The organism is Comamonas avium (genome assembly GCF_014836675.1).
GTDB classification, from domain to species: Bacteria; Pseudomonadota; Gammaproteobacteria; order Burkholderiales; family Burkholderiaceae_C; genus Comamonas; species Comamonas avium.
Window position 1 is genome coordinate 441,311 of sequence record NZ_JACSQK010000005.1, and the last position, 14,111, is coordinate 455,421.

Genomic DNA, 14,111 nt, shown 5'->3' on the forward strand with positions numbered 1-14,111 from the left:
CTGCGTGTGAAAGGGTTAATTTTTATAAAAGATGTCTTATATAAAACATCTTTTTTTTTGGTGGTAAAAGGCGGTGTGTCTGGAGTTTTTCTGGGTGTAAGTATTTGATTTTTATTGTTTTTATATAATTTTTTAATGTTTGAAAATAGTGTTGTTCACGTTGCTTGTTTGAAATAACCAAGCCTGGCAATCAGCCTCTCTGGTTATTTGGCTGCTGTTTCTGGGCTGTGCATTGTGTTGGGCGCTGGCGAACACGCACAATCAAATCCAGTCCGACCAGTTCCAGATTTTCGGAAATGGCGGGAAGACTAGGCCATTGAAGCATTTCAGCCGGAAGGTCTTCCAGCATGCCCGTGTCTTCGTGATAGATGTGGGAGTGCGTGTCTGTGCGAGAGTCATAGACGGTGCGCTCCGGATCCAGACGCAGCGCTCGCAGCAACCCTTTCTCTACGAACAAAGGCAGCGTGTTGTAGACCGTGGCGCGTGAAAGACTGGGCAAAAAGTGGCGTGCAGACAGCAAAATGTCATCGGCCGCCATGTGCACGGGGCTGTGCAAGAGAACTTGAGCAATTGCCATGCGCTGGCGCGTTGGTTGAATGCCGGCATCGCGCAAGCGCGTTTCCAAGTCGCTGTCAGTTGTCGGGAGGGGGGCAGGGTGGTGAGAAACCGTCATGTGTCTTCAGGTCTGATCTGCAAAGCAATATCCGTAAAAGCCGCCATTGCAGCTTTTACGGATCGAAGCCCTTGGCGAGGCTGGATGCAAGACCCATACGGGTCTTGGTGATTACTTCTTGGCGAAAGGCTCAGGGCGGGGAGTCTTGTCGCTGGAAGGTGGCAATATCGGCATCATGATCTTGGGTTGATCGCCAGTCAGTGTCTTCAGGAAAGCGACAATCTTGGCATTTTCTTCTTTGGTGAAGCTCTTGCCCAGCTGTACGCGACCCATGGTATCCACGGCCTGGCCCAGTGTGTCTGCAGCGCCGTCGTGGAAGTAGGGGTAGGTCAGCTCTACGTTGCGCAGAGTTGGAACCTTGAAGTTGAAACGGTCAGCGTCGGTGCCAGTCACTGCAACACGGCCTTCTGCGGGGTTGTTGGTCTTGTAGGGCTCGACAACACCCATGCGCTGGAAGGAGTTACCACCCACAGCCGCACCGTTGTGGCAAGCCACGCAGCCGCTGTCACGGAACAGGGCGTAGCCTTCCAGTTCAGACTTGGTCAGGGCCTTTTGGTCACCTTTGAGCCACTTGTCAAAGCGCGAATTGGGCGTCACCAGTGTTTCTTCAAAAGCGGCAATCGCATCGGTCACCTGGTCGATGTCGATCTTGTCTTTCTTGAATACTTTCTTGAAATCAGCCTGATAGCCAGGGATGGAGTTCAGCAGATCTACAGCCAGTTCGTGGGTGAACGCCATTTCGCCAGGGTTGGCGATGGGGCCACCTGCTTGCTCTTTCAAGCTTCCGGCACGGCCATCCCAGAACTGCGCCACGTTCAGGCTGGAGTTGAGCACTGTGGGCGAGTTGATGGGGCCTTCTTGCCAGTTGTGGCCAATGGAGGTCTTCAGGTTGTCGCTGCCACCCATGGACAGGTTGTGGCAGGAATTGCAGGAAATGAAGCCCGACTTGGACAGGCGTGGATCAAACCACAGCTTCATACCCAGCTCGACCATGGCGGGGTTGGTAACAGTTGCTGCAACCAAAGGAGTGATGGGTTCGTTGTTCGGTTGCATGGCCCAGCTAGGGGCAGCAGCAAAACCAGCGACGATCATGGCGGCTGCAACGAGGGGACGCAGTTTGATTTTCATGTGTGGCTCCAGAGTACTTGTCGTTTTCGAATGCATGACGAGCCTGTAACCCGCGCGCCATGGTTATCTGCTCCGTCTAGTCGTGAGGCTTTTCGGTGTCTACAGAGTGCGTCACCTTGAGTTACACGCTTTAGACCCAGTCCAGATAACGATTTGATTTCACCCGATACTGAAATTAGTGATATTGCGCGGCATCAAAAGATCAGGCGTTGCGTAGTCTGCACAAGCGGGTTTTTGCTGATGTTGCGAAGAGGCCGCATTACATGACAGTGTGGGGTGTTTTGAAACTTGAAAAACACACCCCACAACAAGATGGAGCGCAGGGAGATGCACAGTAAATTTGATCAACATCTGGATCGCAATGCTGCCAATTTCGCGGCATTGAGTCCGCTGAGTTTTTTAGAACGCACAGCCTCGGTATATCCGGAAAAACTGGCGATCGTGCATGGCTCTTTGCGACAGGACTGGGGCATGACTTATGCCCGTTGCCGCCAGCTGGCCAGTAGTTTGCAGCGAGCGGGGATTGGTAAAAACGATACGGTAGCGGTGATCTTGCCCAATACACCGCCCATGGTGGAGGCGCACTTTGGTGTTCCCATGTCGGGGGCCGTACTCAACACACTCAATACGCGTTTAGATCCTGAGGCTCTGGCGTTCATGCTGGACCATGGTGAAGCCAAGGCGCTCATCGTTGACCCGGAGTTTGCCCCCGTGATTGCCAAGGCACTGAAGCTGCGCACGCGTAGCGAGCCCCTGCTGGTGATTCAAGTTGACGATGAGGTCTACGGAGAGGCTGCTGCGCAAGTGGGGACGGTGAGCTATGAAGATTTTGTGGCGCAGGGCGATGCCAGCTTTGCCTGGGAGCTGCCAGAAGACGAATGGGATGCGATTGCCCTGAACTACACCAGCGGCACCACGGGCAACCCCAAAGGTGTGGTCTACCACCACCGGGGGGCTGCCACCAATGCCATCAGCAATGTGCTGGAGTGGGATATGCCCAAGCACAGCGTGTATTTGTGGACGCTGCCCATGTTCCACTGCAACGGCTGGTGCTTTCCGTGGACGGTGGCTGCGCGCGCAGGCGTCAATGTGTGCTTGCGCCGCGTGGATGCCAAGGCCATCTTTGATGCCATTCGCATGCACGGCGTTACCCACTACTGCGGAGCACCCATCGTGCAGTCGCTGCTGGTTAATGCATCTGAAGAGCTCAAGCAAGGCCTGCCTGCGGGCGTCAAGGCAATGGTGGCTGGTGCTGCACCGCCGGCTTCCATGATTGAAGGCATGGAGGCTTTAGGTTTTGACTTGACCCATGTATATGGCCTGACTGAAACCTACGGCCCGGCCACCGTGTGTGCCCAGCATGAAGCATGGAATGCGCTGGATATTGGCGAGCGAGCACGCCTGAATGCACGCCAGGGGGTGCGTTATCACCTGCAGCGCGAAGTGCGCGTGATGGACCCGGAGACGCTGCTGCCCGTGCCATGGGATGGTGAAACCATGGGAGAGATCATGTTTCGCGGCAATATCGCCATGAAGGGTTACCTCAAGAATCCGCAGGCCACTGACGATGCATTCCGCGGTGGCTGGTTTCACAGCGGTGACCTGGCTGTGCAGTACCCCGATGGGTACATCCAGATCAAGGATCGCAGCAAGGACATCATCATCTCGGGGGGGGAGAACATCTCCTCCATTGAAGTGGAAGATGTGCTGTACCGCCACCCGGCAGTGCTGGCGGCTGCGGTGGTGGCCAAGCCCGATGAAAAATGGGGTGAGACACCGTGCGCATTCCTTGAAATCAAAGCCGGGGCGCAGGTCTCGGAGCAAGACATCATCGCGCACTGCAAGCTGCATCTGGCTGGCTTCAAAGTGCCGCGTACGGTCGTGTTTGGTGAGTTGCCCAAGACCAGCACCGGAAAAATCCAGAAGTTTGAGCTGCGCAAGCAAGTGGGTTCGGTACAAGCTGTGGCGATGTAAAGCGCCGCGCACCAGCTTGGATGGGGCATTTTTCCCGGTCTGCTGGTGCTGTTTTTCCCCCGTTGGGGCGCTTGTGACTGTGCGGGTTGCTGCCTGGCGGCTCTTTAGTGCACCGGCCGGAACGCAGTGATGCCATGTACTTGCGATTCGGTGAGGCTTTGCTTTTAAAAGATAGCTGTTGGCGCTTACACATCAAGGATTTCAAGGTGTTTTATATCTGAAGTGCTTGTAAACAAAGCGTTGGCAGCTATTAAATAAATGTTAAAGATAAAAAGCGCAGATTCAATCTGCGCTTTTTATCGGGACGGTGCTTATCAGTGCAGCCGCGGCAGTGGCATTACTTCCAGTACTGGCACTTGCTCTCTTCCTTGGTGGTCCAGACCTGGTCGGCCGGCAGGGTCTTGATGAGCTTGTAGTAATCCCAGGTGCCTTTGGATTCAGCGGGCGACTTCACTTCCATCAGATACATGTCGTGGGCGTAGCGGCCATCGGGGCGGATGCGGCCCTTGCCAAAGAAGTCGTTGATCTCCATGCCCTTCCAGGCGGCCATTACCTTGTCAGCTTCCAGGGTGCCTGCTTTCTCGACGGCCTTCAGATAGTTCCAGGCGGCCGAGTAGTCAGCGGCCTGAATTTCGCTGGGGCGACGCTTGGTTTTGGCCATGAACTTGTCGGCAAACTTGCGTGTTTCGGCGTTCAGATCCCAGTACCAGCTGGTGGTGAACTGCAGGCCTTCGGTGTTGCGCACGCCCAGGCTGTGGATGTCGCTAAAGAAGATCAGCAAGCCAGCCAGTTTCATGTCCTTGGTGACCCCGAATTCTTTGGCTGCCTTGATGGAGTTGACGGTGTCGCCCCCCGCATTGGCCAGACCCAGAATCTGCGCTTTGGAGTTTTGTGCCTGCAGCATGAAGCTGGAAAAATCTGAAGCATTGAGCGGCGTTTTCACTGAGCCCATGACCTTGCCGCCGTTGGCCTCGACGATCTTGGTGGTATCGGCCTCCAGCGCATGGCCGAAGGCGTAATCGGCCGTCAGAAAGAACCAGCTCTTGCCGCCGTTATCGACCACGGCTTTGCCTGTGCCTTTGGCCAGTGCCACGGTGTCAAAGGCGTAGTGCACCACGTAGGGGCTGCACTGCTCATTGGTCAAAACCGAGGTGCCCGCGCCGTTGTCAACAAACACGCGTTTTTTCTCAGTGGCCACTTTGGCCATGGCCAGCGCGGTGGCCGAGTTGGTGCCGCCAAACACCAGGCTGATGTCTTGCTGGTCAATCCATTCGCGGGCCTTGCCTGCGGCAATATCGGCCTTGTTTTGGTGGTCGGCGCTCATCAGCTCAATGGGCTTGCCCAGCACCTTGCCCCCAAAGTCATCAATGGCCATTTGAATGGCGGTAGCGCCGTATTTGCCTTCCACATCGGCATACAGGCTGGACATGTCGGTGATGAAGCCGATCTTGACCTTGTCGGGCTCTTTGAACTGGGCGTGGGCGCCGCCGCTGGCCAGCCCCAGTGTGCAAAGTGCCAGAGCCACCGGCGTAAATGTCCAACGACGCATGCCAATCTCCTCGCAAGTAATGAAGCCCCCAGCGTGCGCTGTAGCAGGCTTGCTGCCTAGTAGGAGCATCCCATTGAGGGATTGCACGCAAAGTGCACGTTTGCCCGCTGTGCGCAGGCGGGTAAACGTGCTGTAGCAGTCTTTACTGTGCGTTGGCGGGCGCAGGCACGCTAAGGGCCGGTGTCGCCGGTGCGGGGATCGTGACTGGCATGGCAATGGCTGGGGTGCTGCCAGTGCGCGCTGCCAGCACTTCTTGGCCCAGATCGTACACAGCCATGGCGTAGTAGCTGGACCAGTTGTAGCGCGTGATGGTGTAGAAGTTTTGCGTGCCAACAACGTAGCTGGGGGCCGCGTTGCCATTGCGCAGTTCAATCAAGGCCAGCAGTCCCTGGTGTTCCATGCCGTCCTGTGGAATGACGCCCAGGCCTGCCATTTGCGCCGGGGTAAAGCTGGGAAGAATGTCTGGTGCCAGCAGCGTGGGAAGGTTCAGGCTGTCGGTGTTGAACAGCGCGGGATACCACACGGGTTGTCCCGGTACCCAGCCATGGGCTTTGAAGTAATTGGCCACGGAGCCAATTGCATCGGCAGTGCTGTTGAATAGGTCAATGCGGCCATCGCCATCAAAATCAACCGCCCACTGCGCCCAGCTGCTGGGCATGAACTGACCCAGTCCCATTGCTCCTGCATAGCTACCGCGCGGCTCTGTGGTGGGGGTACCGGCGTTGCGCATCATCACCAAAAATTGCTCCAGCTCACCTTGAAAGTAGCGCTGACGTTCTGCGGCACGCGGGTGGGCTTCAGGGAAATCGAAAGCCAAAGTGGCCAGACTGTCGAGCACGCGCAAGTTGCCCATATTTTTGCCGTAGATGGTTTCCACGCCAATGATGCCCACGACCATGGCGGCAGGAACGCCGAACTGTGCTTCGGCGCGGGCCAATGTCTCGGCGTTGTCATTCCAAAAGCGCACCCCTGCCTTGATGCGTATGGGGTCAATAAAGCGGCGGCGGTAGTCTGCCCAGTCGCGTGCCGTGGTATTGGTTTTGGGGGCCGGTGTCATCAAGCGTGGCACCTGCGGCAAAAATTTTGCTTGGGCCAGCTGTGCCTGTACCCATGTGGCATCCAGACCTTGGCGCGCTGCCATCTCTTTGGCCCATTGCTGGGCGTCAGTGCGCTGGCCGTAAGGCGTGTTCGATGTGGTGCTGGCGGCGGCCTTGGGGGAAGGGGGCGTTTTGGTGCCGCTGTGCTGGGCATCAGCAGGCAGGTGGGTGGCGCACCCAGTAGCCAGAACGAGGAAGAGCAAAGGAGAGAGCAAGCGTTTCATGGTGTGCGAGATCGTGGCCAGGTCAAGGCGCGGTAACTGCTGCGCAAAGCGGCCAGGCTGGGGGTGTTTGGGCCATGCGGTGCATAGCGCCATTGTTCCATCTGCAGCAGCCACTGCTGCAGATGCGCAGATTCATCCCCCCATTGTGCTTGGGCTGTGCGGGCCAGCGCTTGCAGCCCCAGACTTTCTGCATGGGTAATGCCTGCCTGTTGCAGCTTGCGCCGGGCATGTGCGGCCATGCGCAGCCATGGGTCTTGAATGCGCCGTGAGCGCCAGCGCTGCAAGGCAAAAGCCATGGCGACCAAGGCAGCGGTGGCAGCAAACCACAGTGCTGCTTTGGCTGCGTTCCAGTGCGTCCACTGCAGATAGCCCAGCACACTGCTCTGGTTGTCGCTGGAATAGTTCAGTACCCAGTTGTTCCACCGGTGGTTGACGGCTTCCCAGTTGGCACGCAAATGCTGCAGCACATTGTGGCCCACCATATTGCCCATGGCGTTGTTGAGCAGCGTGGCGGGGGCGGGCAGGCGCTGCAGCTGTTCGGTACGTGCGGGGGATACGGCGGAGGTGGGGTCAACGCGCATCCAGCCTTCACTGGGCAGCCACACCTCGGTCCAGGCATGGGCATCGCTTTGGCGCACCGTCCACAAGCCATCCACGGTATTGCGCTCTCCGCCTTGGTAACCTGTCACGATGCGGGCAGGAATGCCTGCGGCGCGCATCAGCACGGTGAATGCTGAGGCAATGTGCTCACAAAAGCCGCGCTGACTTTCAAACCAGAAGTGGTCGGCAGTGTGCGCGCTGCTCACCTCACCCGGCTGCAGGGTGTACACATAGCCTCCATTGCTCAGGCGCGACAAGGCCGCCTGGATGATGGCCGTGTCGTCATTGCCGTGCAACTGGCGCAGCTCTTGTGCCCAAGCCGACGTACGGGGGTTGAGGTCTGTGGGCAGTTGCAAATGCTGGTTGCGCTGGTAAGTGGACAGCTGCTGCCCGTATGCGTAATGCACGTAGGCTTGGGCCTGGTAACGCAGTACCTCCGTGATGGGGCGGGTGGTGAGCCATTGCAGGTTGGCTGTGGCGTGCGTGCGGCGTTGTGCAATGTTTGGTGCCTGCAGCGTCGCCTCCAGCGTGAGCAGCCAGCGTTGCTGGTGTGGCTCCAGCGTGACTTCATAGTTCACGGCCTCACCAAGGCCGGTAGCGGGCATGCCAGTGCCGGAGGGCAGGCCGCCATCAGAGGGAGCTCTCCAGTTGCGGCCATCAAAGTCGCTGAGTACGGGGCCACGGAAATACAGCAAACGCTGTGGCGGTGTCTGGCCGTCGGCGGTGTCAAAGCGTACGCGCAGAGCTACGCTATGGTTTTGTGCCAGTTGTGCCACTTGACCTACTGTCATGTCGTTGGACAGCCCGGTTTGCCCTTGCGCAGTCTGAGAAGGAAGCCCCCACAGTGGAGCTATGCGCGGAAAACTGACAAACAGCACCAGCATGACTGGGGTCCCCAGCAGCATCAGCACACCCGAGGTACGCAGCAATTGCCGCAGGCGGGGGTAGCCTGCAGGCATGTGGGCGTTGACAAGTGCTGCCAGTAAACCCCAGACAGACAGCAGCATGGCTATGGCGATGGGCAGTGATTGCGAATGCAGGAACAACGTGAGCAGGGTGAAAAACCCGAGAAAAAAAATCACCATGGCATCACGCCGTGCACGCATTTCCAGGGTTTTCAATACCAGCAGCAGCACTAGCAATACGACCCCTGCTTCAGGCCCCGCAATGGAGCGAAACTGCAGCACCGTGCCTCCCACTGCCAGGGTCAGCAGTGCTGCCATCAGCCACTTGCCGGGCAGACTTTGACCGTGACGCGCTATCCACAGCCGCCACATCAGCAGGCACAGCGCAAGAGCACTGCTCCAGACGGGCAGGTAGGCCACCTGTGGCAGCAGCACCAGTGCCACCACCCCGAGCACCAGCAAGGTGTCTCGTGTTTCGCGCGGCAAGGTTGGGGGCGAATCAATTTTCATGCTTGATAGCTTTTAACGTATATGTCTGAAGCGCTAGAGTGCTATTTGGTCTGGAAAATTAATCATGCAGTGATGAAGGCTTGCCATCGATGGCAAGCGCTGCCAGGCAATCGTGCAGGTGCTGCACACCAGTGGCTGGCTCAATGCGCAGCCCGCTGGGCAGTTTCAAACCCCAGCGCCATTGCTGAGCGTGGGCCAGCAGCACCCACCCGGTCAGTCGCGCAATTTGCGCTTCTGGGTCTGCCAGCCTTGTGGCGCACGCATCCAGCCACACGCTGTGGGTGTGCGGGCTGTAGTTGTTGCGCACCACCAGATCGCCGCTGCCTGTGGCCAGTGCAGTGGCGGTTTTCTTCCAGACCACGCTGCGCAGGGCATCGCCTCGCTGGTAAGCGCGCACGCCATCGTGTTCTGTGGAGCCTGAACTGTGCGGCGCTGCAGTGGCTGGCTCTTCGTTGTCACCGTACTGGATGGGTGGGGCGGGCGTTTCAGGCGCGGGGTAAACCAAGACGCGCCCTTCTGGCTGCCAGTAGCTCCAGATTCGAAAGACGCCCAGAGGAAAACGGCTCTCTAGCACCACACGAGGTACACGGTGCCAGCCGCGCTGATGGGGCACGCTGCCCAGCTCCACAGTGCACAGCTGCCCGGCTGTGACATCAGTGTGGACCCAGGCTAATTTTCCGTGTGAGCGGTTCAGGGCCACTGACAGGCCGTGGCGATCGCGTTGTCCTGCTGCGGTTTGAATGCCAATGGGAACGGTGGCACGGTCACCTTGGAACACGGGGTGCAGCGCTCCCAGGTGCAGCTGTAGCCCGTACACATTGCGGTGGCCCAGCCACACACTGGCCAGTGCACTGCCTGTTATCAAAAAAGTGAGTGCATAGCCCAGATTGAGCTGAAAGTTGATGGAAGCAATCAGCAGCACCAGCAGGGTCACGCCGAGCATGCACCCCGCTTTGGATGGGAGCACGTAGATATTGCGGTGCCCCAACGTCTGGCTCAGGCTGGGCTGCTGGCGGCGTGTGATCCAGTTGTGCAGAAATTGCCGCCATGGGCTGCGCGTAGGCAGTTGGCTGTCAGGCATCAGGCAACAGCCACGGCTTGCAGCATGGCTCGCGCTTGCTCAATGGTGCCGCGCCCTGAGCGTGCGACGGCATGCAGGCGGTGGGCCATGGTGGGGACAAACATGGCCTGCACGTCATCGGGAGAAACGTAGTTGCGTGCATGCATCAACGCATTCGCCTTGGCTGCGCGCAGCAAGGCAATCCCGGCACGAGGAGAGAGCCCTTGCACAAACCATTGGCCATTGCGTGTGGCTTCCAGCAGGTCCTGAACGTAGTGCAGCAGTGGGTCCGCCGCATGTACCTGCAGTACGGCCAGCTGCAAGTGCGCCAGCTCTTGCGCACTCAGTTGCGCGGCTAAATGATCTGCCTGTGAGCGGTGGCCGTGGTGGGCCAGAAGTTGCAGCTCCGCAGCACGGTCAGGGTAGCCTAGGCTGATGCGCATCAAGAACCGGTCGAGCTGGCTTTCAGGCAGCGGGTAAGTGCCGAGCTGCTCCTGTGGGTTTTGTGTGGCAATCACAAAAAAAGGCGTGGGAAGCGGGTGAGTTTTCCCCTCCACAGAGACTTGTTTTTCCTCCATGGATTCCAGTAGCGCGCTCTGGGTTTTAGGGCTGGCCCGGTTGATTTCATCAGCCAGCAAGACTTGCGTGAAAACGGGACCCGGGTGAAACACAAAGCCTTCGCTGGCCCGGTCATACACCGAAACACCTGTCAAATCACTGGGCATCAAGTCAGAGGTGAACTGCACGCGTGCAAATTGCAGGCCAAAGCTGTGCGCCAGCGCGTGCGCCAATGTGGTTTTACCGACACCGGGAACGTCTTCAATCAGCAAGTGCCCGCCTGCCAAAAGGCAAGCAACGCAGTCTTGTACTTGCTGCTTTTTGCCAACGACCACCGTGTTAAGCTGATCCAAAAGAGACTGGATTTTGTGCAAAGTCATTGGCAAAAGTTATCCTAAAACAAAGATGACAGGGGACAAGCAAAGTGGGCAAGACAGGCTATTTCTCTCACCGTTCATGCCGTCAACATGACATGGGACCCGGGCACCCAGAGTGCCCGCAACGCTTAGATGCTATTGAAGACCGCTTGCTGATGACAGGGGTTTTAGATGGCTTGGAGCGCATTGACGCACCTCAAGCCGCCTTGAGTGATGTTGAGCTAGCCCATGATCGCATGCATGTGGCGGCGCTGCGTGGTCTGACAGACCGTTTGCTCGAAGAGCAGGCTGCCGGTGGGCCACAGTACATGCAGCTGGATACGGATACCTCCATCAATGCGCATACTTTCACTGCGGCATTGCATGCCGCAGGTGCCGCCGTTGCAGCGACCGATGCCGTCATTGATGGTGAACTCGAAAATGCGTTTTGTGCCATCCGTCCGCCTGGGCACCATGCCACCCGAGACAAGGCCATGGGCTTTTGCTTTTTTAACAATGTGGCGATTGCCGCCTTGCACGCACTGCAGCGGCGCAACCTCAAGCGCGTAGCGATCGTTGACTTTGATGTGCACCACGGCAACGGCACGGAAGACATCCTGGCGGGCGACAACCGTGTGCTAATGGTGAGTTTTTTTCAGCACCCGTTCTATCCGTTCAGTGGCGACAAAGAGCCCGCATCCAACATGCTCAACATTCCGGTGTCGGCCTATACCAAGGGCATGGATATCCGCGAGTTGGTGGAGATGGTGTGGATTCCTCGTCTGGAAGCCTTCAAGCCCGAAATGATCTTTGTCAGTGCCGGGTTTGACGCCCATCGTGACGACGATATGGGGCAACTTAATCTGACTGAAAACGACTACATCTGGCTGACAGAGCGGATCAAGGATGTGGCCCGCCGCTTTAGCAAAGGGCGCATCGTTTCGTGTCTGGAAGGTGGTTACATGATGGGGCCGCTGTCGCGCAGCGTTGAAGCCCATTTACGCGTGCTGGCAGATGTTTAGACAAACAAGGGGTACCCATTCATGACCGAGTTGTTGCTGCAAACACAGGACGCCCGTGGCGTTGTGACACTGGTGCTCAATGATGCTGCCCGTTTCAATGCACTAGGCAGTGACATGCTGCAGGCGCTGCAAGAGGCGCTGGACAAGATTGCAATGGACGACAGCGTGCGGGCTGTGGTGCTGGCTGCCAATGGAAAAGCTTTTTGTGCGGGGCACAACCTCAAGGACATGGCCGCACACCCGGACTTGAGCTACTACCAGGAGCTTTTTACGCAGTGCTCACGCATGATGCTGAGCATTGCGCGTTTGCCTGTGCCGGTGATTGCACGGGTACACGGCATGGCCACGGCAGCAGGCTGCCAGTTGGTGGCGCAGTGTGATTTGGCGGTTGCCAGTAGCGAAGCCAGCTTTGCCACCAGTGGCATCAACTATGGTTTGTTTTGCGCAACACCCAGCGTACCTTTGGTGCGCAATGTGCCATTTAAACAGGCGATGGAAATGCTGCTGACCGGAGACTTCATTGATGCGCATACGGCACAGGCACAGGGGCTGGTGAACCGCGTGGTGACACCGCAAACCTTGGATGCCAGTATTGAACAGCTGGTGAGCTCGATTGTGCAAAAACCTGCAACGGCTGTGCGCATGGGCAAAGCGTTGCTGTATCGACAGCGTGAAATGGGTCTGGAGGCTGCTTACCTGCTGGCCGGAGAGTCGATGGCCTGCAACATGATGGACGCTGATGCACAGGAAGGCGCCCAGGCTTTCGCTCAGAAACGGCAGCCCCAGTGGCGTGGCTGACTGCGGGGCGTCAGTAGTTTGCCATCTGCATGCTATGGAGAGGCGCATTGCCTGGACCCGCGTTAATGTGAGTCGTTATGGACATTTTTGACAAACTCATTCATGACTTTCGCAGCTCCAGTGCGTGGGTTGAGTTGCTCATCTTGCTGGTGTGCTTGCTCTTGGCATACACCGTGGTGCGTTGGTGGGGCCGCAACCTCAAGGAGCGAGAGCGGGTATCGCCCATCTGGTTTGGCAGCAAACCTCTGGATGGTGCGATGCTGCCGATGCTGGCGCTATTTTTTACCTACGTCGCTGAACTGATAGCCGTTCAGTACATGCCGGTGTTCTGGCTGCGCTTGGCGGTATCGCTGCTGTTTTCGCTGACCATCATCCGGTTTGTTGCCCGCGTATTGAGTGCCAGCTTTCCGCAATCGACCACTATGCGCTTGATGGAGCGCGTGTTCTCCTGGGTGGTATGGGGAGTGGCAGTCTTGCACAGCTTGGGTTTGTTGCCCGTGGTGCGCGAAGAGCTCGACTCCGTCAGCCTGACACTGGGCAAGTCACAAGTCAGCTTGCTCAATTTGGTCGAAGGTACTTTGTCTGCTGGTTTGATGATGGTGGTGGTGCTGTGGATTGCCAGCTTGTTTGAGCAGCACCTGATCAACCGGTGGGTCAGTGATCTGTCCATGCGCAAAGTGGGCGTCAACATCACGCGGGTGGTGCTGATCACGGTGGGCTTGCTGGTGTCTTTGTCTTGGGTAGGGGTTGACCTGACTACTTTGTCTGTGATGGGCGGCGCTTTAGGTGTCGGCCTGGGCTTTGGCCTGCAAAAAATCGCATCCAATTACATCAGTGGTTTTCTGGTCTTGATTGAGCGCGCATTGCGTATTGGTGACAACGTGCGAGTGGATGGTTTTGAAGGACGTATTACCGACATCCGGACCCGCTTTACGGTGATTCGTGCATCCAATGGGCGCGAGTCAATTGTTCCTAATGAAACACTGATCACGCAAAGGGTGGAAAACCTCACGCAATCTGATCGTCAGTTCTCGCTGTCAACCACCGTGGTCGTTGGTATAGACAGTGATGTATCTCAGGTGACCAGCATTTTGCTGGACGCTGCCAAGCGGCAGCCTCGTGTTCTGGCAAAGCCTGCGCCTTCTGTTCAACTGGTCGACTTTGTTGAGCATGGACTGCAATTTACGCTGAGCTACTACATCAGTGACCCCCAGAACGGGCAGGGGAATCTTCGCTCCGATGTGAACCTCACGGTGCTGCAAGGCTTGCGAGAGGCAGGGGTTCATCTGCCTATGTCGCGGCAGGTGGTGCAATTTGTGGCACTTGATGAGAGTGCGACTGGCCACGCGGACAAGGGGCTGCATGAGGCTGAATCACCTAGGGAAAACCCATAGACGATTGAAATTAATGCTCTGCGTTGCGTGATGCATGCATAAAATGGAACGATCGTTCTTTTCTGCGTGAATGTCTGCGCGGTGTCCCTAGGACAGCTTTGCTGCATCGCCGCATAGAATGTTTTCAGTTTACGTTCACGTCAATTCAAACAATCTGTAATCACACTGATTCCCAAGGAGCAGCAGCATGAAGGTATTGGTCCCAGTCAAGCGCGTGGTGGACTACAACGTCAAAGTCCGTGTGAAGTCTGACGGCACAGGCG

At 57.2% G+C, this 14,111-nt stretch carries 11 protein-coding genes and 1 pseudogene; 5 read left to right on the forward strand and 7 right to left on the reverse strand.

What is annotated here, in order from left to right; translation table 11 throughout:
• Positions 1 to 190 precede the first annotated feature (190 nt).
• Together H9646_RS12300 and H9646_RS12305 are read right to left on the reverse strand one after the other, a co-directional pair.
• Entirely contained in the window at positions 191 to 673 is a 483-nt protein-coding gene (locus tag H9646_RS12300; protein WP_191723648.1) for a Fur family transcriptional regulator, read from the reverse strand.
• Between the two features lie 111 nt (positions 674 to 784).
• On the reverse strand, positions 785 to 1,801 hold the full coding sequence (locus H9646_RS12305; protein WP_191723649.1) for a cytochrome-c peroxidase: 1,017 nt from the start codon (positions 1,799 to 1,801) through the stop codon (positions 785 to 787).
• 327 nt (positions 1,802 to 2,128) lie between these two features.
• Between H9646_RS12305 and H9646_RS12310 the strand changes: the two genes are divergently transcribed.
• Complete coding sequence (locus H9646_RS12310) at positions 2,129 to 3,775, forward strand: acyl-CoA synthetase (protein ID WP_191723650.1); 1,647 nt, start codon at positions 2,129 to 2,131, stop codon at positions 3,773 to 3,775.
• Between the two features lie 337 nt (positions 3,776 to 4,112).
• Here H9646_RS12310 and H9646_RS12315 read toward each other — a convergent pair whose 3' ends face one another.
• The 5 genes from H9646_RS12315 to H9646_RS12335 all read right to left on the reverse strand — a co-directional run bounded on the left by H9646_RS12315 (position 4,113) and on the right by H9646_RS12335 (position 10,658).
• Positions 4,113 to 5,324 carry an ABC transporter substrate-binding protein gene (locus tag H9646_RS12315; protein ID WP_191723651.1) on the reverse strand — a complete coding sequence of 404 codons (1,212 nt, stop codon included), beginning with the start codon at positions 5,322 to 5,324 and terminating at the stop codon, positions 4,113 to 4,115.
• A 142-nt stretch (positions 5,325 to 5,466) separates the two neighbouring features.
• Positions 5,467 to 6,645: a lytic murein transglycosylase B gene (gene mltB, locus H9646_RS12320; RefSeq protein ID WP_191723652.1), complete on the reverse strand. Its 1,179-nt coding sequence runs from the start codon at positions 6,643 to 6,645 to the stop codon at positions 5,467 to 5,469.
• On the reverse strand, positions 6,642 to 8,660 hold the full coding sequence (locus H9646_RS12325) for a transglutaminase family protein (protein WP_191723653.1): 2,019 nt from the start codon (positions 8,658 to 8,660) through the stop codon (positions 6,642 to 6,644). Before H9646_RS12325 ends, mltB begins: the two co-directional genes overlap by 4 nt.
• A 58-nt stretch (positions 8,661 to 8,718) precedes the next feature.
• Complete coding sequence (locus H9646_RS12330) at positions 8,719 to 9,741, reverse strand: DUF58 domain-containing protein (protein WP_191723654.1); 1,023 nt, start codon at positions 9,739 to 9,741, stop codon at positions 8,719 to 8,721.
• Positions 9,741 to 10,658, reverse strand: a complete 918-nt coding sequence (locus tag H9646_RS12335) for an AAA family ATPase (protein ID WP_191723655.1) — start codon at positions 10,656 to 10,658, stop codon at positions 9,741 to 9,743. The genes H9646_RS12330 and H9646_RS12335 overlap by 1 nt, the downstream gene beginning before the upstream one ends.
• Positions 10,659 to 10,750: 92 nt before the next feature.
• Between H9646_RS12335 and H9646_RS12340 the strand changes: the two genes are divergently transcribed.
• The 4 genes and pseudogenes from H9646_RS12340 to H9646_RS12355 all read left to right on the forward strand — a co-directional run.
• On the forward strand, positions 10,751 to 11,656 hold the full coding sequence (locus H9646_RS12340) for a histone deacetylase family protein (protein WP_191723656.1): 906 nt from the start codon (positions 10,751 to 10,753) through the stop codon (positions 11,654 to 11,656).
• Between the two features lie 21 nt (positions 11,657 to 11,677).
• On the forward strand, positions 11,678 to 12,454 hold the full coding sequence (locus tag H9646_RS12345) for an enoyl-CoA hydratase (RefSeq protein WP_191723657.1): 777 nt from the start codon (positions 11,678 to 11,680) through the stop codon (positions 12,452 to 12,454).
• Between the two features lie 77 nt (positions 12,455 to 12,531).
• Complete coding sequence (locus H9646_RS12350; protein ID WP_191723658.1) at positions 12,532 to 13,848, forward strand: mechanosensitive ion channel family protein; 1,317 nt, start codon at positions 12,532 to 12,534, stop codon at positions 13,846 to 13,848.
• 187 nt (positions 13,849 to 14,035) lie between these two features.
• Positions 14,036 to 14,111 (forward strand): annotated as a pseudogene (locus H9646_RS12355) (electron transfer flavoprotein subunit beta/FixA family protein); the annotation flags it as partial.

Bases quoted from the DNA above. Each gene is read 5' to 3' on its own strand.
- H9646_RS12340 (WP_191723656.1), top strand. From the start codon at position 10,751: ATGGGACCCGGGCACCCAGAGTGCCCGCAACGCTTAGATGCTATTGAA.
- H9646_RS12335 (WP_191723655.1), bottom strand. From the start codon at position 10,658: ATGACTTTGCACAAAATCCAGTCTCTTTTGGATCAGCTTAACACGGTG.
- H9646_RS12325 (WP_191723653.1), bottom strand. From the start codon at position 8,660: ATGAAAATTGATTCGCCCCCAACCTTGCCGCGCGAAACACGAGACACC.
- H9646_RS12310 (WP_191723650.1), top strand. From the start codon at position 2,129: ATGCACAGTAAATTTGATCAACATCTGGATCGCAATGCTGCCAATTTC.
- mltB (WP_191723652.1), bottom strand. From the start codon at position 6,645: ATGAAACGCTTGCTCTCTCCTTTGCTCTTCCTCGTTCTGGCTACTGGG.
- H9646_RS12350 (WP_191723658.1), top strand. From the start codon at position 12,532: ATGGACATTTTTGACAAACTCATTCATGACTTTCGCAGCTCCAGTGCG.
- H9646_RS12305 (WP_191723649.1), bottom strand. From the start codon at position 1,801: ATGAAAATCAAACTGCGTCCCCTCGTTGCAGCCGCCATGATCGTCGCT.
- H9646_RS12315 (WP_191723651.1), bottom strand. From the start codon at position 5,324: ATGCGTCGTTGGACATTTACGCCGGTGGCTCTGGCACTTTGCACACTG.
- H9646_RS12330 (WP_191723654.1), bottom strand. From the start codon at position 9,741: ATGCCTGACAGCCAACTGCCTACGCGCAGCCCATGGCGGCAATTTCTG.
- H9646_RS12300 (WP_191723648.1), bottom strand. From the start codon at position 673: ATGACGGTTTCTCACCACCCTGCCCCCCTCCCGACAACTGACAGCGAC.
- H9646_RS12345 (WP_191723657.1), top strand. From the start codon at position 11,678: ATGACCGAGTTGTTGCTGCAAACACAGGACGCCCGTGGCGTTGTGACA.